This is a genomic window from Maribacter polysaccharolyticus, assembly GCF_028882255.1.
In the GTDB taxonomy this organism is placed as follows: domain Bacteria; phylum Bacteroidota; class Bacteroidia; order Flavobacteriales; family Flavobacteriaceae; genus Maribacter_A; species Maribacter_A polysaccharolyticus.
Window position 1 is genome coordinate 355861 of sequence record NZ_JARBUY010000001.1, and the last position, 20733, is coordinate 376593.

Below are 20733 nucleotides of genomic sequence, written 5' to 3' on the forward strand. Positions count from 1 at the left end.
ATATTTTAAATGGATTCATTATAAAATTATGTTAACACAAGGGCCTTCATTGCATCCTGCGAAGGCTTCCAAAAAAAAACAATAACAAACTACTAAACAATCGTTTACACCCAATAAACAGCACCGATATTGAAGCATAGGAGGAAAGTACACGGTGTACTGAACCGAAATTGAATTTTAGGATGCATTAGTAATTGGATTTGAAAAAATGTATTTTTCCACGTGAAAACAGTATTTAACAAACCGAAACTTATATTCTTAGCCCAATTCTGAATGATGCACCCGAAATTAACTCCATTCGTATTCGTCCTTATTGTTTGCGTAACAAGTACCATAAACGCCATTTCACAACCTTTGGCAAACGAAGGTTCCACCAATCCACAACATTGGACAACAAAAGCGTTGTCCGAGAACAGGGATGGTGTTTGGGTCGATCCCGCGTATAATCCTGCCGATAGCACACAAACCATAGTCGTATGGTTTAAAGATCAATACCTGGAAAAGGCAGATTCCTTTTTGGAAAAAACCATGGAATTCAAAGGAAGAAAAAGAAGTGAATTGCGTTCGGAAATGACCACCACCTTAAAAGCCATGAGCAATACGGCTTTTGGAAAAGTGGCAGCGCCACTTAAAGCCCTTGAGCGGGAAGGTTTGGTGACGGGAATCAAACAACATTGGATTATCAGTGGGTTTAGCTGTACTGCCACCCCCGAGGGTTTCGAGGCTATTAAAAACCTGGAAGACGTCGCCTATATTTTTAAGAAACAGGCCCCGGTCGTATCAAAAGGCACCAATATGGGACCTGAATACCTAGAGCACATTCCCCCATCGGATTTTGACCCTAAAGCGGTCGAGTCCTATCCTTGGAACATCGAAAAAATACGTGCCCCTGAGGTGTGGAACGAGTTCGGCATTACCGGGAAAGGCGTACTTAATGTCGTTCACGATTCCGGTTTTAAATTGGACATTCCTCCTTTGGCATCGAACATTTATACCAATAAAGGGGAAATTCCGGGAAATGGGATCGATGATGACGGAAATGGATATATAGACGATTATCACGGGTACCATTTTGATGAAGGCCGCGCCAACCTTAATGAACCCAACATTCGAAGAGCGACAAATATTCACGGTAATTTATGTACCGCTATGATCGTGGGCACCTATGCCACGGGTACCAAAAAAGCCATTGGGGTGGCCCCCGGGGCCAAATGGGCACCGGTAATCGGTATTGCCCATTTTGAAGATGCGATAGAATGGGCCATAGAACAGGGAGCGGATACCTATAGCATGAGTTTTTCGCACCCCAACCTTGGGGAATACAAAACCCATTGGAGAAAAATATTGGAGCAAGGTACTTTATGTGGGGTGGTTTTTATTTCTGGAGCGGGAAATTTTGCCGCAGGACCTCAATTTGCACCACTACCGGAACAAATGCGTAACCCGGAAGATATCCCCAATGCGGTTTTAGGGGTTGCGGGTATCGGTGAAGACGGTGAGCGGCCTAAATTCAGTAGCCAGGGTCCGGTAGTCTGGAATACCGCATATTACAAGGACGGACAGGTGAACAAACCTGATTTTGCGACCATAAATTCCAAAGTACCCTGTGTCGATCCCGAAGGGAGGTTATTGAACATGGCCAGTGGCAATTCGCTTGCAGGGCCCCATACGGCAGGTATCGTTTCGTTGATGTTATCGGCCAACCCGGAGCTGTTGCCTTGGGAAATCAGGGCTATTCTTAAAAATACGGCCCAAGACATCGGTATACCGGGCTTTGATTACCAAAGTGGTCATGGTTTTATCAATGCCTATGATGCGGTGAAAGCAGTATTGAATCCATAGCCGATCGCTTACGGCAAGATGGTGCACAAGGAAAGGTATTGACCGTAGCCTTCTTGATTTTTCAATTTAAAGGTGAGAAGGCACTAAATGATTTACGGCCTATCTTATTCCATTCCATTACGGAATTGCGTCGCCGTAACCCCCGTGTTACGCTTAAAGAACTGATTGAAATTGGCCACTTCATTAAAATTCAATGCATACGCTACTTCGGCAATCGATTTACCCATTTGATGTAAAAGCGTTTTTGCATATAAGATCTTATAATCGATAATTATTTTCTGTGCACTCTTACCTGTTGCTTTTTTGGTGCATTCCGTTAAATAAATAGGACTTATATGCAGCTTTGAGGCATATTCCTTAACAGTTAAAAATTGATTGTTGCTCGAAAGCAGTTCTTGTTCGAATTTAGACATGACCGCTTCAAATCTATTCATGGTAACAATACCTTTATTGTCTTGTGTATAGCGTTTTACCTTATAAAGTAACATAAGGAGTAATGATCTTACAATTTCAAAATTATATGCTTTAGTACTTCTGGATTCATGGTGTAATTCCTTAGCCACATTCAAAATATCATTAAAATCACGATCATTCAAATGGTATATGGGCATCGTATGGATTTTGAAAAAAGGAAATTCATTCTGAAGGCCATACGACTGGTTTAAGTTAGTGAAAATAGAAGGGTTGAAATATATGATAAAACCTTCATCATCATTATTATCATTATTATTAGGGAAGTCACTATAATTGATCACTTGAAAAGGGGAAACAATAGCCAGACTATTTTCCATATGTTGAAGCGTCTGATTTCCTATTTTAATATTTCTTGTATTTCGTCGTAACACGGCTATTTCAAAGAAATCACGTTTGTGTGGCCCAAAAAATTCCTTACCGGGCTTTACCAAAGTCTTATGTTTGCTTATTTCCCTAATAAAAAATCCATTGGAGTAATCATTGGCTTTTTCCAAACCATTTATAAAATAGGTATTTATATCATTAAATACTTTCATGCTATCACAGTATTCCGTTTGAGGTGTTAAAGATATACAAAACTTAAATGGCAATCTATTTTGCTCAAATTATAATCCATATTTCAGCTTATCCATCCCATACTTTTGTCCCTTAAAATGAGAGCCCCTATAATGGATGATTTGACGCATAAATTTCGTAGCCTATTTCTTTTCTCAAAAGCCAGGAGAAAGGTCGTTATGCCGCGGATGGGGAACCATCCAAATAACTATTCCCTTAAAGATGATCCCGTTTTGAAATTGCTTTTCGTTTTTGTGGGACCGGCAGTACTGGGATTACTGATCAATGCGCTTTACAACTTCGTAGACCGCATATTTGTGGGCCAATTTGTGGGTGCGGAAGGACTGTCAGCCGTAACTATGGCTTTTCCTGTTACACTTTTTCAGTTTGGATTTGTATTGCTTTTCGGTAGTGGATCCGGTATTTTGATTGCCAAATATTTGGGGGAAGAAAGAAGGGATAAGGCTGAGGATGCATTGGGGAATTGCATTGCAGGACTTTTCATCACCTTAATACTTTTTACAGCTGCCGGTTTACTCTTTTATAAACCTTTATTGGTCGCTTTCGGTGCAGAAGGGGTCCTATTTGATTTATCCGCTGAATATCTTGCCATCATCATCATGGGCTTTCCCCTTAGTTTTTTCCTAGCGTTGGAATTTACCTGTCGTGCGGAAGGAAACCCCCGTTTCCCGGCAAAACTTATTCTATTATCATCCATAATCAATGTGAGCCTGGATTATGTTTTTATGAAAATGTTGAATATGGGTATCGGTGGTGCGGCACTTGCAACGATAATTGCACAATCTGTAAATGCAATACTTTTAATACGATACTATTTAACCGGTAAAAGCCAGGTATCAATAGTATGGAAAAAAATAAAACTTAAAAAACACATTATCCTCCCTATTCTTTCTGTGGGTTTTGCTCCTTTTATAATGGACATAGCCATAAGCTTACAGAACATATTTGCCAATAAATTATTACTTATTTCCGGTGGAACCGATGGAGTTGCCGCCATGGGGATAATTTTCGGAATCAATGTCTTTTTTATGATGACCGCACTTGGCACAGGCGATGGTATGCAACCCATGGTAAGCTATAATTTTGGGGCAAAACACTTTGAACGTGCTTTGAAAACATTGAAATACGCTCTGAGAATGGTAAGCTTAATTGCCTTTTTCGGAGTTGTAACACTTGAACTGCTCCCCGCTCAATTGATTGATGTTTTCATTGATGGTGATAAAAACATCATGACCATCACTAAAGTAGCTATACGGATATTCGCAATATCCATTCCATTTTATATGGTGCAGATAGTAATGACTAGGTATTTTCAAGCGCTTCAACAGAACAAAATTGCAACATTTTCAGCGCTTTTACGTCCGGCACTGTTCGTTCCTATATCCTATATATTCAATACGATGTATGGCTTAATCGGTATATGGGTAGCTTTTGTACTCAGTGACAGTCTAGCGGCCTTGATTTCGTTCCTATTGATCAAAAAATATTCAATTCATAAATTAAAAATACCATCCACAAAGCATACAAGTGAATTACTTGGCAATTAGGTTCCAACCACTAAAAATAATGAATAAAACAATTACGCTTTTAACTCAAAAAAATGGCAGGAAGAATATCCTTTCAAAAGCAAGTCGACAGCATATTTATTTCAATACAATCAATAAAACAATACAGTTATATGAAAACTAAAGCAATCAACTTACAGACCTTATGTTATGGATTAATCATTGGTTTATTATTGGCATCTTGTAATGGCAATAAAAAGCCTGAAATCGGACATGGGATTGCAGATTATAAGGTACTCACCGTATCACCAAAAAACATTGGGCTTTTTAGGGAATTCCCAGTAACCATTGAAGGTACCGAAAACATAGAGATTTATCCCAAAATTGAAGGTTTTATAGAAAAAGTGCTGGTCGATGAAGGGGAATATGTGCAGAAGGGGCAAGTACTTTTTTCATTGAATGCACCTGAATATGAACAGGAACTTTTGAGCACAAAGGCAGCAATCAGTAGTGCAAAGGCCGATGTAAGCTCTGCTCAGTTAGATGTTGAAAAAGCGAAGCCCTTGGTAGAGAGGGAAATCATCAGCAAGTTTGAGTTAACTTCTGCCGAAAATTCGCTTACTGCGGCAAATGCGGCTTTGGAACAAGCACAAGCCAATTACTCCAATGCACAAACCAACTTTGGCTATACCAAAATTACAGCCCCGGTTTCAGGTTATATAGGTTCATTGCCCTATAAATTAGGGAGTTTGGTTAACAGTAGCATTACGGAACCTTTGACTACGGTGTCCAATATCAAAAAGGTATATGCTTATTTTTCAATCAACGAAAAAACATATCTGGAATTTGCGAAAGTAGGCATGTTGAACAACATAGATGAAGTTACTCTTCTACTGCCAGATTACACTTTATTTGACCAGAAAGGAAAAATTCAAACGGTTAGCGGACAAGTAGACGAAGAAACTGGCTCATTTAATGTTCGTGCCATTTTTGACAACCCCGACAACTTACTTAGAACAGGTAATAGCGCCACCATACAACTTCCCAGAACCATTGATGGGGCTTTTCTTATCCCTCAATCCGCTACTTACGAAATTCAAGGCGGTGTATATGTGTATTTGGTAAACGATCAGTCACAAGTACAATCAACCAAGATCACGGTAACCGCTACAAATTCGGGTCAGGCCTATATTGTTACTGATGGACTTAAAGATGGTGATCAAGTGGTTCTTGAAGGCATTTCAGGTTTAACTAGTGGTAAAGAAATAAAGCCAGTTCAAGTAAAAGAGAGTGATATAAGTGCCTTACAGCAAATCACAGAAAAAGTTACATCTACCAACCCATAAAATAGTAGAAATAATGTTCAATAAATTTATAAAGAGACCGGTTCTTTCGGCAGTAATTTCTATCATCATATTGATTTTAGGGATTATCGGAATCACGACCCTGCCAATATCCCAATATCCAGATATTGCACCACCAACCGTAAAGGTTTCAGCCTCTTATGACGGTGCAAATGCAGAAGCCGTATTAAATAGTGTTATCGTTCCTTTGGAAGAAGCCATTAATGGTGTAGAAGGCATGACCTATATGACCTCAACGGCAACCAGCGGTTCGGCCAGTATAACCGTATATTTCGAATTGGGTACCGATCCCGATATTGCAGCGGTCAATGTTCAAAACAGTGTATCCAGTGCTTCAAATTTATTGCCTTCAGAAGTTACACAATCCGGTGTTACTACAGAAAAACAGCAAAGTAGTAATGTACTTATTTTCGGGCTGTACAGTGAAAATGAAAATTATGATGAGGAATTTATCCAGAATTATGCCGAAATCAATCTGGTACCCGTTTTAAAAAGGATAAACGGGGTTGGTAGTGCCCAAGCATTTGGTTCCAAAGATTATAGTATGCGTATTTGGCTAAAAGCCAATATTATGGCCAATTACGGATTAATTCCATCCGATATTACCACAGCTCTTGATGACCAAAACCTTGAAGCAGCACCAGGAGAACTAGGATTACAAGGTAATCAAGCGTATCAATACACCTTAAAATACAAGGGTAAATTACAAAATGCTACCGATTTTGAGGAGATCATTATCAAGACTACGGATGATGGGCGTATTCTACGCTTAAAGGATGTGGCTAGAGTAGAATTAGGGTCACAATCGTACAGTACGGATACCTTTATAAATGGTCACCCGGGTATTGGTGTTGCCATTGCACAGTCTGCGGGATCCAATGCACAAGAAGTGGTAGCACAATCCATTGAGACATTAAAAGCAGCTTCTGAAAATTTCCCTGAAGGGGTTAAGTATACCGAAATGGTAAATGCCAACGACTTTTTAGATGCTTCTATTGAGAAAGTAGTTCACACCTTGATCGAGGCATTTTTATTGGTATTCCTTGTGGTATTTGTCTTCTTACAAGATTGGCGGTCTACATTGATTCCTGCCATATCCGTACCGGTGGCTATCGTAGGTACCTTCTTTTTCTTAAGCCTGTTTGGGTTTACGATCAACTTGTTGACACTATTTGCCTTAATGCTTGCCATTGGTATTGTGGTCGATGATGCCATTGTGGTGGTCGAGGCCGTACACGCCAAACTGGATTCGGGGTATAAATCTGCCCGAAAAGCGAGTCTGGACGCCATGGGCGAGATTTCCGGGGCCATTATTTCCATTACCTTGGTCATGTCGGCGGTGTTTATACCGGTAACATTCATAAGTGGATCTTCAGGGGTTTTCTACCAACAATTTGGGATAACGCTTGCCATTGCCATTATCTTATCGGCCGTTAATGCATTGACCTTGAGCCCTGCTTTATGTGCCTTATTGTTAAAACCGCACGAAGACCATAAATCAAAAAGTTTTGTACAACGTTTTTATATGGCATTTAACGTAGGTTTTGAGAAAACGACCTCTAAATATAAAAATGCATTAACCTTCCTAATTCGTAAAAAAGCCATTGCCGTTGGTCTTATCGTTGTTTTTATTGGGGTATTCGTTTACCTAATGAATACCACGCCAACAGGCTTCGTACCCGATGAAGATCAAGCTACCGTTTTTGCCGATGTTAGTTTACCTGCGGCATCATCCATGGAAAGAACGGACGAAGTTTTGGATGAATTACAGAAAATTATTGAAGACATACCGGAAGTAAACGCATTTTTACGATCTACCGGTCGTGGTTTTTTAAGTGGTTCAGGATCTAATTATGGCATGTTCATATTAAAACTGAAATCATGGGATGAACGTAAGGGAGAGGGGCAAAGTGTACAGGATATCATCAATCAGTTGTTCGCAAAAACGGCTACAATGAAAGATGCCAGAATTATATTTTTTGCTCCACCAACCGTTACGGGATTTGGCTTAAGTAACGGATTTGAGGTACAGTTGCAAGATCAAAGTGGTGGTACCGTAGACCAGCTTTATGAAGTAAGCCAGGATTTTATCGAGACTTTAAGCCAACGACAGGAAATACAGTATGCCAACACAACGTTTGATCCTACCTTTCCACAATACGAAGTTGTAGTGGATGTAGCTAAAACCAAACTGGCAGGTCTGGATGTAGAAGGGGTTTTAAGTGTAATGCAAGGTTATTTAAGTGGGGTGTACGCATCCAACTTCAATAAATTCGGAAAGCAATACCGTGTTATCTATCAAGGGGAACCTAATTTTAGGGCGAACCTTGAGAGTTTGAATGCCATAAAAGTTAAAAATAGCAATGGTGTTATGGCGCCCATTACCGAATTCATAACCTTAAAAAGGGTTTACGGACCGCAGAGTTTAACCCGTTTTAATCTATTTACAGCGGCAAAAATAAGTGGGGCACCCAATGAAGGGTATAGTTCCGGTGATGCCATTAATGCCATTGAAGAAGTAGCAGCAGAAACGTTGCCAACGGGCTACGGATTTGAATATTCCGGGATAACACGGGAAGAAATTTCCGCCGGTAGCCAAACCGTTTATATTTTTATGCTGTGCTTCATATTCGTTTATTTCTTATTATGTGCGCAGTACGAGAGCTTTATTCTTCCTATTTCCGTTTTACTCTCCGTACCGGCAGGACTTTCCGGGGTATTGATATTTGCGAATTTATTTGGTATTAGCAACAACATCTATATACAGATCACATTGGTGATGCTTATTGGATTGTTGGCCAAAAATGCCATTTTGATTGTGGAGTTCGCGATACAAAGAAGGCGTTTGGGCGAAACCATTGTACAATCGGCCATAGACGGGGCCATTGCTCGATTTAGGCCCATTTTAATGACCTCATTTGCGTTTATCTTTGGTTTGCTTCCGCTTATGATGGCTACAGGTGCTGGCGCTACGGGCAATAGGGCTATAGGTACGGGTGCAATTGGCGGTATGCTCATCGGTACCATACTTGGTGTACTGGTCATACCGGTACTTTATATCATTTTCCAAACACTTCAAGAAAAATTAGTGGGTATACCCGATCATGATTGGGGAGATGAAGATGCAATCGATGATAAAAAACAGTAATAAAGAATTATCAAATACAGATATGAAATCCAACAATTTAAAATACATCATTCCAATTACCGTAATTGTTTTATTGATGAATTCCTGTGGGGTTATCAATAAAAGATATACCACTCCCGATAGCGATTTTCCAGGTCTTTACAGAGATACGTCGGTCAACGATACAACGTCTATGGCGACCTTGCCATGGAAAGAAATAATAACCGACAGTATATTGCAGAATTTGATAGAAGAAGGTTTGCAAAACAACCTGGATCTAAAAGTCGCCATCGAAAATATAAATCAGGCCAAGGCAAGTTTGGTTCAAGCAAGATTAGCGGTTTTACCAAGTTTGGAAGGTAGTGCCCAGGTAACCCGATCACAAACCTCCGAAGCGTCCCTTAATCTAGCCAGTACAAATGGGATAGATCTGAATACAACCACCTACTTGGGGCAACTGAGTAGTAGTTGGGAGCTTGATGTTTGGGGAAAGCTGCGTAGTAACAAACGTTCAGTTTTAGCATCTTTTTTACAAACAGAAGCAGCCACCAAAGCGGTGCAAACACAATTGATATCCGATATTGCCATGGCATATTATAATTTGTTGGCATTGGATGAGCAACTGGCCATCACGAAAGAAACCTTACAAAATAGGATCGGTGATCAGGAAACCATGAAGTATTTAAAGGAATCTGCCGTTGTTGATGGTTCCGCAGTTGTACAGAGTGAAGCTAGCCGCTACGAGGTGGAAACATCGATACCGGATATAGAATTGGAAATTCTGGAACAAGAAAATGCGTTAGCCATCTTATTGGGAAGGATTCCCGGTACCATAGAAAGATCATCATTAAAAGAGCAAACCGCTTATGCCGATTTAAAGATAGGCATACCGTCTTCACTTTTAAGAAACAGACCCGATATTCAAGAGGCCGAAATGGCCTTTAGAAGTGCTTTTGAAGATGTAAATCTGGCAAAAACCTATTTTTATCCGTCTTTGACCATTACGGCAAGTGGAGGTTTATCATCATTAAGTTTATCCGATTTTTTCGATAATTCCATTTTCTATAATTTAATAGGGGGGTTAACACAACCTATTTTCGCCAATGGAGAAAATAAAGCACGATTGAAAATCAATAAATCCGTGCAACAGCAGTCTTTCTATGATTATAAAACAGTATGGTTAAATGCAGGTTCAGAAATTTCGAATGCCTTGTATTCATACAACAAGGCAAAAGAAAAACAGGAGTCAAGGGCCCATCAAATAGACGCTTTAAAAAAATCGGTGGAATTTACCGAAGCACTTTTAGAGTATTCATCAAGTACCAATTATACCGATGTGCTTACCACCAAAAATAGTCTGTTAACCGCACAATTGGATGGTGTGGAAGATAAAAAACAAGAATTACAAGCTGTAATTGAATTGTATCGTGCCCTTGGTGGTGGGTGGCTCAACTAGTGGGTAAGTGATCCGAACATGAAATTAAATTACGGCAACCTTCCGTTTATTCGTGCTAGTCCATAGGGAGCAAGGTATTTTTATTGAAACGAACCGACGGGCACCGGTCTTAATTAAGGCCATCAGGTGCTCGTTGCATTTGGTTTATCCTTGGGGATAAGTAGGAGGGGAGCACCCATTTCGGACCATGGGAAAATCAGATATTGATCAAATAATTTTTCTGGAACATCTTCTCGTAAACATCTTTACTGAACATGTATAGTTTTGCAGGTTTTTTGGAAACCCCGAATTGTTTCTCGTCCAAAGGGATGATGTATTTTTTATTGATCAGTTTCCTTCTAAAATTACGGTTGTCGATTTCTATCCCTAAAATGGATTGATAGGCGTCCTGTACTTCATTAATCGTGAATTTGTCCGGTAGTAATTCAAAAATAATAGGTTCTGCCAGGCATTTCGTCTTAAGGTCTTCATAGGCTTCATGAATGATCTTTTCGTGGTCAAAACCCAATTCCGGTAAGTCCATAACCGGAAACCACCTGGCATTGTACTTGTTGTTCGCAATATCGACATCTTCGGTTTTCAACAAAAAGTAATATGCGATGGTCACCGTTCTTTTATCAAATTTGGCATTCTTTATCCATAGCAAGTCCTTTGCTTGGGTTAAACGATCCGGATCGCCAAAAGCCTTGAACTGTTTTTTATACAAATGGGATAAACCCGTCAGTTCCTTTAGGACACGGGTGGCCGCTTTATCCAAGGTTTCATCCTGATAGACATGATAACCCGTAAGTACATAATCATCGACAAGTATTTCGCTTTTATCTTCAGATTCCAGATAGCGTTTGATCAATAGAACATTAAGTGATTTTGTATTGGTATCGTAGCCGAATACCACGCAATCCACTGATAAATTTAGAATTTCTTTAGACTTCATAGATGATCAATTCGTATAAACACAGCTTATCATTAAACAATTAAACGTCAATTTAACATTTTTTATTTTCCTTTAGAAGCCCTTGTTTTAGGGTCTAAAATATCAATCTAACATATTATTGAGCTAAAATAGCACATTTTTTTGGTTGAATTCATAAAATAAACTAAAAATAATTTATACATTTGAAAAAACAAACGTTAATATGACGTTTAATAAATGCGTCACTAAAAAATCAAACATGGCACATTCGGAAGCCCCATTTGTTTTAGATTCCGATTTTCAAGTCGCAAAATTGGGAGGTCAAATTACCCTTAAAGCCCTATGGGCAAAGTTGGGTAAAATGATGTTTGTGGGTATACTCCTTATTTGTGCTACCCAAAATGCCATGGCCCAAGAAGAAGCGGACAACAATGATTACAAGGCTTTTATGGCAAACGGACATATAAAGAACATGCATATCTGGCATGGATTCGTAGTACATCCCGGTGCCGTATTCGCAACAAGCCTGGAATATAATTCCCCTAACGGGAAGTTTACGTTCGGGGTTTGGGGTGGCGCAAGTTTTACCAGTGTCGATGTGGAAAATAAGGACACGGGGGAATACGTAAGTGCGACGTACAAAGAGTTTTCCCTGTATACAAAATACCGTTTTAGCAATCGCTTTTTCATAGAAGCCGTTTCACATAATAATTATACCGGGGTAGAAGAGCGTGGTGATGTGTTGCGTTTTTGGAGTTATGACAAAACCCAAGGTTACAATTTTGTGGATCTTAATTTCGGTTATAGTATTACCCCAAAAACCTTCTTGTATTTGGCGACCATTTTAGGAGGGGGTTCCGGCGATTATGAAGAACAGGCAGACGGTAGCTTAAAAAATTCCTGGACCCATTATTTTGAGGTAAAACATAAAATATGGGAGAAAGACACGGCTAATGTATCCCTTTTTGCCGGTGGGGCTTGGTCTTTTATAACCGATAAGACCTTTTATACGGATAGCGCCGGAAACATGGTCAATATCGGGGTCATCTATGCGAAAGACCTCAATATCGGCACCTATAAGGTACCGGTTGAAGTTACGGCCATGTGGAACCCTGAGATGCAAAAAACCGTTTTACAACTTGATATAACATTATTTTAAAACCAATACCCATAACTGTCTTGCAAAACACTTGGTCAATCCGGTATTCGTAACAGGCAGCAACCCTTAAAAAGAATAGAATAGAAGCTAATTAAAAAAAACAGATCATGGACAGGACCAATGAATTCCAAGAGTTCAAAAAATTAGAAGTAGACCAGTTACCGATTGCAAAACACAAATTGCACAATTGGACCCATTTTGCCGGTTTGTATGCTGCCGAACATGTTGCTGCCACCGAATTTGTCATTGGTGCTACTTTCGTTGCCTTGGGAGCATCGACCAAGGATATCTTATTGGGGCTATTGATCGGTAATATTTTAGCCGTTTTGAGCTGGACGTTGATTACCTCGCCCATTGCCGTAGAAACCCGATTAAGCTTATATACCTATCTCAATAAAATAGCCGGTGATGCGATGACCAAACTCTATAATTGGGCCAACGTCATTATTTTTACGGTCATCTCCGCCGCCATGATCACCGTTTCCGCAACGGCCGTTCGTTTTGCGTTCAATATCCCCCCACAATTGAATTGGTACCCGACCAATCTGTGGTTTGTGATCATTGTAATGGTGGTCGGTCTTGTTGTGGTGGCCATTGCCATCTATGGTTTTAATGCCGTTTCGGAATTTTCGAGTATTTGTGCCCCTTGGTTGTTCGTGATGTTCACAAGCGGGGCATTTGTGCTATTACCTGCTTTATCATTGGAGGTTTTAGGGAAAACCTTACCCAATGGGTGGACGGATTTCATTACCCTCGGTGACCGCTCCATTTGGACCGGTGTCAACAGTTATGGCGAAGCGGGCATCGGTCTTACCGAAGTTATCGGTTTTGCCTGGGCAGCCAATACCATCACACATTTTGGACTTATCGATATGGCTTTATTCCGTTTTGCCAAAAAGAAAACCTATGGGTTGGCCACCAGTACGGGAATGATGTTCGGACATTACGTAGCCTGGATCGCCGCTGGTATTATGGGTGCCGGAGCTGCCGTAATTCTAGGAAAAAAAATCGTGGAACTCGATCCCGGTGATGTGGCCTATTACGCCTTGGGCTGGTCTGGTTTCGTAATCGTGATTGTGGCCGGTTGGACTACCGCCGTAGCCAATCTTTACCGTGCCGGTTTGGCCGCACAAGCTATTTTCCACAATACCTCGAGAAAAACAACCACCCTGATAGTAGGTTCGGTAACGGTAATCGTAGCCTGTTTCCCTTTTGTATTTTCCCAGATCCTTCCATTACTGACCTATGCCGGTTTAATCGTGGTGCCCGTTGGGGGAATCGTATTTGCCGAACATCAAATATTTCCCCGAATAGGATATTCAAGATATTGGTTACACTATAAACAATTAACGACCAGCACCCCTGCCATTGCTTCATGGATTTTAGGTCTTGCCTTTGGCTTTGGCTTGAATGCACTTGACGTCATGTCTTTCTTCTATCTGTTCATACCCACTTGGATCTTTACCATTGTGCTCTATACGTTTTTAGCCGGTAAATATGGAGCCAAAGACAAGTATCCAGAGGCCGAGGAAAAAGAAAGGACACGTAATGAAAACATCGAAATATACCAAGAACAACTGGCCAAGGAAGAACGTAAGCCCATTAAAGATAAGTCGCTTTTTACAAAAATTCTAAGGAGCATTGCCATTATCGTGTTGATAATCAGCTTACTGTTGGCCTGTATGGTGTTGTTCGCAAGTCCAAATGAAGCGATGTACTTGGAAAATCGCGGCATTTTTTATCGGTACACATTCATTTGCACCCTTATTTATTTTGGTACTGCCTATTGGGCCCTTAAACGTGGAAAATCTAAAAAAAATTAAACTCATGGATAATAACATTAAACTTAATCAGAAAAATTTAGCAAAAATCGCCCATAAAATACCTTGTCCTACCTATGACAGGAGTAAGATAAAAACAGGCATCGTTCATGTAGGAATCGGTGGCTTTCATAGAGCACATGAAGCTTATTACACCGATCGATTATTACATGACCAAACCATTACGGATTGGGGTATCTGCGGTATAGCGCTATTGGAATACGATACCAAAATTCATAACACCCTAAAAGAGCAAGACGGACTGTATACCTTGATCATAAAGGAATTGGACGGCTCACTCACCAAGCGTGTCGTGGGATCTATCGTGGAGTATTTATACGCTCCGGAAGACCCAACCGCCGTAATCGAAAAAATGGCAAGCAGCGAGGTGAAAATCATCAGTTTGACCATTACCGAAGGGGGTTATAATTATAGTGAAGCCACCAAAAGCTTTGATTTTACGAATCCCCTGATCCAATATGATCTGGGACATCCGGAAGCCCCAAAAACCATTTTCGGGTATTTGACACAAGCCTTGAAACTCAGAAAAGAACGAGGGTTGAACGGTTGCACCATACAATCCTGTGATAATATCCAAGGAAATGGACATATGGCCAAAAGGATGCTCTTGAGCTATGTACTTAAAGCCGAACCCCAATTGGCATCATGGATAGAAACCAATGTATCGTTTCCCAATAGTATGGTCGATCGGATCACACCGGCAACTTCAGCATCAGACATTTCCAATTTAAAGGAAACTTCCGGTATTGATGATGCATGGCCTGTGGTTTGCGAACCCTTTAAGCAATGGGTGATTGAAGATGATTTCAGTGCAGGAAGACCGGCATGGGAAACGGTAGGGGCCCAATTTGTGGAAGATGTGGTTCCCTATGAAAAAATGAAGTTGAGCCTATTGAACGCAGGCCATACGGTTTTAGGAATCATCGGTGCTTTAAGGGGCTATGACACCATTGACGAATCGGTCCACAATCCGGAAATAAGTACCTTCTTGAAAAATTATATGGATCTAGAGGTAACCCCGACCTTGGGGGCTTTGGAAGGTATCGATCTGGACGGTTACAAAAAATCCTTATTGGAACGGTTTGGAAACATCAATATCAAAGACCAGATCGATAGGATTTGCTCTGAAAGCGCTGCAAAATTCCCGATTTTTGTCTTACCGACCGTAAATGCCAATTTGGAAACAAAGGGATCCATAGACTTTGCTGCCCTGGTCATTGCGGCCTGGGCGATTTATAGCTTGGGAAAAGACGAAAACGGTAATGCATTGGCCATCAAAGATGCCATGAAGACCATCTTGAATGAAAAAGGAATTGCCGCTTCTAAAGGCAACCCAAAAGCCTTTTTGGAAATAGAGACCATATTCGGCCAACTAAAAGAGGAACCGACTTTTGTAGCGGCCTTTACCGTTGCCTATAACAACATCGTTGAAAATGGTATTGAAGCATGTGTCATCGCCCAAAACCAAAAGGCACTAAAAGTAACGGAATGAAAAATATCGTTTGTTTTGGAGAAGTGTTATGGGACGTATTCCCTACACACAAAAAAATAGGAGGCGCCCCTTTGAACGTTGCCTTAAGGTTACGATCGTTCGGGAACCATGTTTCCATGATCACAAGAATAGGTGATGATGGGCCCGGTAAGGAAATCGTCACATTCGCAGCCCAACATGGCGTGAACGTCGATTACATTCAGGTGGATCGAACCTTACGGACCGGGGAGGTTAAAGTCACGCTGAATGAAAAAGGTTCCGCCACGTATGACATTAATCACCCTAGGGCCTGGGACCATATACAATTGACCGAAGCGGCAAAGAAAAACGTCATGGATTCGGATGCCTTTATTTTTGGGAGTTTGGCGGCACGGGATGAAGCCTCGAGGAACACCTTATACGAACTTTTGAAACTGGCCAAATACAAGATCCTCGATATCAACTTAAGAAAACCCCATTACACCCAAGAGGTATTGACCTACCTCATGCATCAGGCCGATTTTATCAAATTCAATGACGAGGAAATCCTTGAAATAGCGGCAGCAATGGGCCATTCGTCAAAATCCCTGGAAAACTGTATTTTATTTATCGCCGAAAACACCCGAACAAGATCCATTTGTGTAACCAAAGGACGCCATGGCGCCATACTATACCATGACGACACCTTTTATTACAATGGCGGATACAAAATAATCGTAGCGGATACGGTAGGTGCCGGTGATTCTTTTTTGGCCGCCTTGGCAGATAAGCTGTTAAATGGTACGCCCCCACAAAAAGCCATTGATTTTGCCAGCGCTGTAGGTGCTATCGTAGCAAGTAAGGAAGGGGCCAATCCTAAGATCGAAAAGGAGGAAATCGATTGCTTTGTTCTTTAAGGGCCTAGTATCGTTTCCCTAAGGTACCCATGAAGGGCCTTTTTCGGCCTGCCTGTCCGTTTACGCTCCAAGCCTTCATAGCGATGGAGGAGCACGGAATCATTGGGACCCTATATGCGGTAGTTTTAAATCGATGCTGGTGGCAAACCCTATGTTTTGGCCAATAAGATCCACTCATATGTTACCCGGCCCCATACGGCGGTACTGCATACCTATGAGCGGACCGGCCAAAATGGAAGATAACAGGGCTGCGAATACTATGGCCACGAATATGGTGTGTCCGATAAGTTGGAGTTCAAGGGCCAGGGAGGCCACTACAATCTCCATCGCTCCACCGGGAATAAAGGTAATGCCCATTAATATCGATGTTTGTTGGGATTGTTTTCCCAATTTGGCACCCAGCCAAGCACCTACGAATTTACCTGCGATCGCCACGGTACAAAAGATAACCGTAGGCCATAGTGCCATCCCGGTCAAAAAATCGATTTTTAGTCCAAGGGTTGCAAAAAATAGCGGTACAAAAATAGCCTGTAGGGTGTCGGAAACACTCTTACGAAGATCATCGGATACCTCTTTAGCACTTCTTGCGATAATCCCTGCCAAAAAGAATCCCAGTATGGCATGAATACCCATCCACTGTGTAATGGCTCCGCAAAGCAACCCTAAACTGGCGATCAATGTTTGGGCCGCAACCGGCTGGGGCAATGGGGTCGTCTTTACAAAACGTAGCGCTTTACCCAGCATTCTGGAACCAAGGGTAAGACTTAAGATCACAAATCCTATGATTCCCAATACCGATGCGACCAGTACCAAGATATCCGTACTATGGGGAGGCACCAATGAAATTACGATAGTAAATAAAAACCATCCGAAAATATCATTGATGGCGCAAGACGACAGTGCGAGTGATCCCTTAGGGGTCTTGCTTATTTCCAAATCGTTAAGGGTACGGGCAACCACCGAAATTGCGGTTATGGAACCGGCTACCGACAAAAACAGCGCAAAGGAAAAGCCATTGGCCTTATCCCCCCAATAGATGGGATCGAATATACTGAAAACAGGAAAGCCGATCAAAATAGGGACCAGTACCCCTACGATGCCGATCAAGAGGGCGGCACGACCACTTCGGACCGCCTTTCCGATATCGACATGAAACCCTGATGAGAGCAACAGAAAGAAGACCCCAAGCCATGAGACCGTTTCAAGCATGGTCCATTGAATCCCATCTTGAGGAAAGAGCCAATCCTGAAAGGTAGGGGAGAGGCGTCCGAAAAGGGTCGGACCCAAAAGTATTCCGGCTAAAATCTCACCGACGATGGCCGGCACTTTAATCGATTCAAAAATAACACTAAGCGTTCTGGCCAACCCGAGTAGTACAAGGACTTGCAGTAGGAAAAGAAGAATATGGGTTTCGTTGATATAATGCATATTTCTATCCTTACGGTTGCTATCTTAACGATATGCAACTGCTTTAAAGTTGACTCCTTACTGGCTATGGCCATAGCGGGATGGCTTCTATTTCTTTTGGAAGGTCAACAAAGGTGTTTTTGCCTGAAAAGCGACCGTTTTGGTAATACTTTTATTGAACAAATTCTCAAACAGGGAAGTACTGCGCGTAAACATGGCGACCATATCCGCACCAATTTCGGTTGCATATTGGTTTATCCCATTGATTATCGAATCATTTGCCAAGGTATTGGTCTTTAATTTGTCATAAGAAACCAATGCTGCCAGACGGTCTTCCTGTCTTTCCAAATCCGTCACAAAATCACCTGCTCCCTTATCAATATGGAGAATATGTATCCAGGCGTTCATCAGTTTTGCATAGGGCACCAATAATTTGAGTTCTTCCTCCAAATTTTCCAGGTCACAGGAATATAGGATATGGTCGATCCCCTCATAGGTGGCGTATTCGGGAATGGTCAGCACGGGAACGGAGCTGTTTGAAATAATTCCAGCGGCATTACTTCCGAAAATCAATTTTTTAAATCCGGTAGCCCCCTTTGTACCGATACATATCAGATCGATATTATTTTTGACCGCAAATGACTCTACGCCTTTTTCTATGGAAGAGTGGTACGTAATTTCCGCTTTAATGCTCAGCTCACGACCATGCTCCTTTTTTATGGATGCAATGAGTTCGTCCATTTGACGTTCCGAACTTTTCTTGATGGTTTCTTCCAATTTTTTGGAACTGACCCGGGCCATGGCCGGCGTACTGGTTGTTATGACATGGAGCACTACCATATCGAGTTCAAAATCCTTGCTTAGATCCAAGGCGAAATGAACGGCTATTTTGGACAATTTCGAAAAATCGGTGGGTACTAAAATCTTCATATCTTTATTCATTGAAATTAAAAATACATCCCAAGAAAAAATTACACCATGATATTCATCAGTCCGTTTGGCTTGGAATACAGGGTAGATCAAATGGATAGGGGGGCAGGTTGCCCTTTGAACGACCTCATCAAAGAAATTAGTCCGTGAAGGGGATTGTTTTTTTGGTGGAAAGGGGGCGTGTTGGTCAAAGAACACCGGAGCGGCCCGTCGGCTAGGGACGTAAGACACTCCTTGGGCCTATTAGGACGCTAAATATGCCGATGTTTTCATCGGGGTGGATCCCGACCTGAAAAACGCAGCCAAAATAGCCCCTTTGCGCAAAGCCCATCAGGAAGCCTTACACCCATATTCCGCAGGGTATCCCAAAACCATAAAAAATTGAAGCTACGGTAGGAGAAGGAGTTGGAATGAGCGTTGGAGATCCATAAATACCCCAGAATAACCCTAATTCAGTCCAATCAGGGCGGACCGCAAAAAATACGTCCGGTGGACTTGACCCGTGAACGGATCAGCTGGGGCGTTGGCAATTCAGTATTCCATGGGCATTATAGTTGTGTATCTTCAGTGAGACCTCTAAAAAAATATGTTTTCAATCCTATGAAAGGTAATGTTCCTTCAATTTGTACGACCAAACGCAGCATCAACCGTACAGTAGCAGTTTGTGCCATATATTTTATCTTGACCAAAATAGGGGCAATCGATAAAATGGACACCATCGAATTAAGCACATTTTTACGCTGTACAGTGGGTAAAACAAAGGATATCAACAAGAATTGGAAGATTGCATGCAGCAGCAAAAAAATAAACCCTGGCCCTATAAAATCCTGGATTTTCATAAGACGATGCACATCACGCTGCTTCAATTTATAATTATGCTATCCCTGATCCTACACATCACGGCGGAAGCACAGGATAAGGATATGCGTTTACCCATCATCATAGACGCGGATACGGCAAATGAAGTAGATGATCTTTATGCCATTGTACGGGCGGTTGCCGAGCCCAAATTCAATATGCTGGGCATTACTTCGGCCCAATTCCATACCTCGCCATTGGCCACGGACAGTACGGTTCATGAAAGCCAAAGAATCAATGAAAATATACTTCGGTTAATGGATCAGGAGTCCATACCGCTTCCGTTGGGGAGTAATGTACCCCTTATGACCAGTACGGAACCGGCCAGATCCCCTGCTTCGGATTTTATAGTGGCTATGGCCCATGAATTGCCTGCCGGTCAACCATTGAATGTAGTCGTTTTAGGTTCTTGTACCAATGTGGCCAGTGCAATTTTGCAAGATCCTTCCATTATCGAAAAATTGAAAGTACACTATCTTGGATTTTGGCATCATGTGGAAACCAATACCTATGACAAAAAGGAATTCAATACGGGAAATGACCCTAAAGCGGTAGAGATCCTTCTAAATACCGAAGGTCTCGATCTTACCATAATGACGGCCACTACCAGCCAGCACCTTGTGTTCACAAAAGCCGAAGTAGATGCCCATTTAAAAAATAAAGGAGGTATCTCCGATTATTTTATCGACCGATGGGAAACCTATGAACGTTGGTGGACCAAGGAAGATCCGGAAAAGAAAAGCTGGATTATGTGGGATGTCGCGATCATAGAAGCACTCGCCCGTCCCGAATTATCGAAAACCGAAACTTTTTCAACACCTCAAGAAAATACGCAACGCCTAATAAACATCCATACGGCCATTGATGTGGAAATCATGAAAACGGATTTCTGGCAAAGCTTAAAAAAAATATAA

Annotated in this window: 14 protein-coding genes; 10 read left to right on the forward strand and 4 right to left on the reverse strand. The window is 41.6% G+C overall.

The features are described from left to right. Nucleotides 1-273: 273 nt before the first annotated feature. Nucleotides 274-1842, forward strand: coding sequence for a S8 family peptidase (locus PHU20_RS01595; protein ID WP_274823586.1), 1569 nt, complete (start codon nt 274-276; stop codon nt 1840-1842). Nucleotides 1843-1946: 104 nt separating this feature from the next. Here the strand turns inward: PHU20_RS01595 and PHU20_RS01600 are convergent, their stop codons facing one another. Then, nucleotides 1947-2852 (reverse strand): AraC family transcriptional regulator, encoded by a 906-nt coding sequence (locus tag PHU20_RS01600; RefSeq protein WP_274823587.1) that lies wholly within the window; start codon nt 2850-2852, stop codon nt 1947-1949. A gap of 132 nt (nt 2853-2984) precedes the next feature. Here PHU20_RS01600 and PHU20_RS01605 point away from each other — a divergent pair, with 132 nt between their 5' ends. From PHU20_RS01605 to PHU20_RS01620, 4 genes are all read left to right on the forward strand, one after another. Next, nucleotides 2985-4439, forward strand: coding sequence for an MATE family efflux transporter (locus PHU20_RS01605; RefSeq protein WP_274823588.1), 1455 nt, complete (start codon nt 2985-2987; stop codon nt 4437-4439). A 131-nt stretch (nt 4440-4570) separates the two neighbouring features. After that, entirely contained in the window at nt 4571-5743 is a 1173-nt protein-coding gene (locus tag PHU20_RS01610; RefSeq protein WP_274823589.1) for an efflux RND transporter periplasmic adaptor subunit, read from the forward strand. Nucleotides 5744-5756: 13 nt separating this feature from the next. Continuing rightward, complete coding sequence (locus PHU20_RS01615; RefSeq protein ID WP_274823590.1) at nt 5757-8909, forward strand: efflux RND transporter permease subunit; 3153 nt, start codon at nt 5757-5759, stop codon at nt 8907-8909. A 22-nt stretch (nt 8910-8931) separates the two neighbouring features. Continuing rightward, nucleotides 8932-10344 (forward strand): efflux transporter outer membrane subunit, encoded by a 1413-nt coding sequence (locus PHU20_RS01620; RefSeq protein ID WP_274823591.1) that lies wholly within the window; start codon nt 8932-8934, stop codon nt 10342-10344. Nucleotides 10345-10540: 196 nt separating this feature from the next. On the opposite strand, the gene PHU20_RS01625 is transcribed toward PHU20_RS01620, so the two are convergent. Next, a complete protein-coding gene (locus tag PHU20_RS01625; RefSeq protein WP_274823592.1) occupies nt 10541-11278 on the reverse strand; it encodes an NUDIX hydrolase in 738 nt (245 codons plus the stop codon). Nucleotides 11279-11516: 238 nt separating this feature from the next. On the opposite strand from PHU20_RS01625, the gene PHU20_RS01630 reads away from it, so the two are divergent. The 4 genes from PHU20_RS01630 (at nt 11517) to PHU20_RS01645 (ending at nt 16624) form a co-directional block, all read left to right on the forward strand. After that, entirely contained in the window at nt 11517-12416 is a 900-nt protein-coding gene (locus PHU20_RS01630; protein WP_274823593.1) for a hypothetical protein, read from the forward strand. 107 nt (nt 12417-12523) lie between these two features. Then, on the forward strand, nt 12524-14239 hold the full coding sequence (locus PHU20_RS01635) for a purine-cytosine permease family protein (protein ID WP_274823594.1): 1716 nt from the start codon (nt 12524-12526) through the stop codon (nt 14237-14239). A 4-nt stretch (nt 14240-14243) separates the two neighbouring features. After that, complete coding sequence (locus PHU20_RS01640) at nt 14244-15749, forward strand: mannitol dehydrogenase family protein (RefSeq protein WP_274823595.1); 1506 nt, start codon at nt 14244-14246, stop codon at nt 15747-15749. After that, nucleotides 15746-16624: a carbohydrate kinase family protein gene (locus PHU20_RS01645; protein ID WP_274823596.1), complete on the forward strand. Its 879-nt coding sequence runs from the start codon at nt 15746-15748 to the stop codon at nt 16622-16624. Before PHU20_RS01640 ends, PHU20_RS01645 begins: the two co-directional genes overlap by 4 nt. Before the next feature lie 174 nt (nt 16625-16798). Here the strand turns inward: PHU20_RS01645 and PHU20_RS01650 are convergent, their stop codons facing one another. Next, nucleotides 16799-18052 carry a cation:proton antiporter gene (locus tag PHU20_RS01650; RefSeq protein ID WP_274823597.1) on the reverse strand — a complete coding sequence of 418 codons (1254 nt, stop codon included), beginning with the start codon at nt 18050-18052 and terminating at the stop codon, nt 16799-16801. An 87-nt stretch (nt 18053-18139) separates the two neighbouring features. Further along, entirely contained in the window at nt 18140-18961 is an 822-nt protein-coding gene (locus tag PHU20_RS01655; RefSeq protein ID WP_274823598.1) for a universal stress protein, read from the reverse strand. A gap of 788 nt (nt 18962-19749) precedes the next feature. On the opposite strand from PHU20_RS01655, the gene PHU20_RS01660 reads away from it, so the two are divergent. Further along, entirely contained in the window at nt 19750-20733 is a 984-nt protein-coding gene (locus PHU20_RS01660; protein ID WP_274823599.1) for a nucleoside hydrolase, read from the forward strand.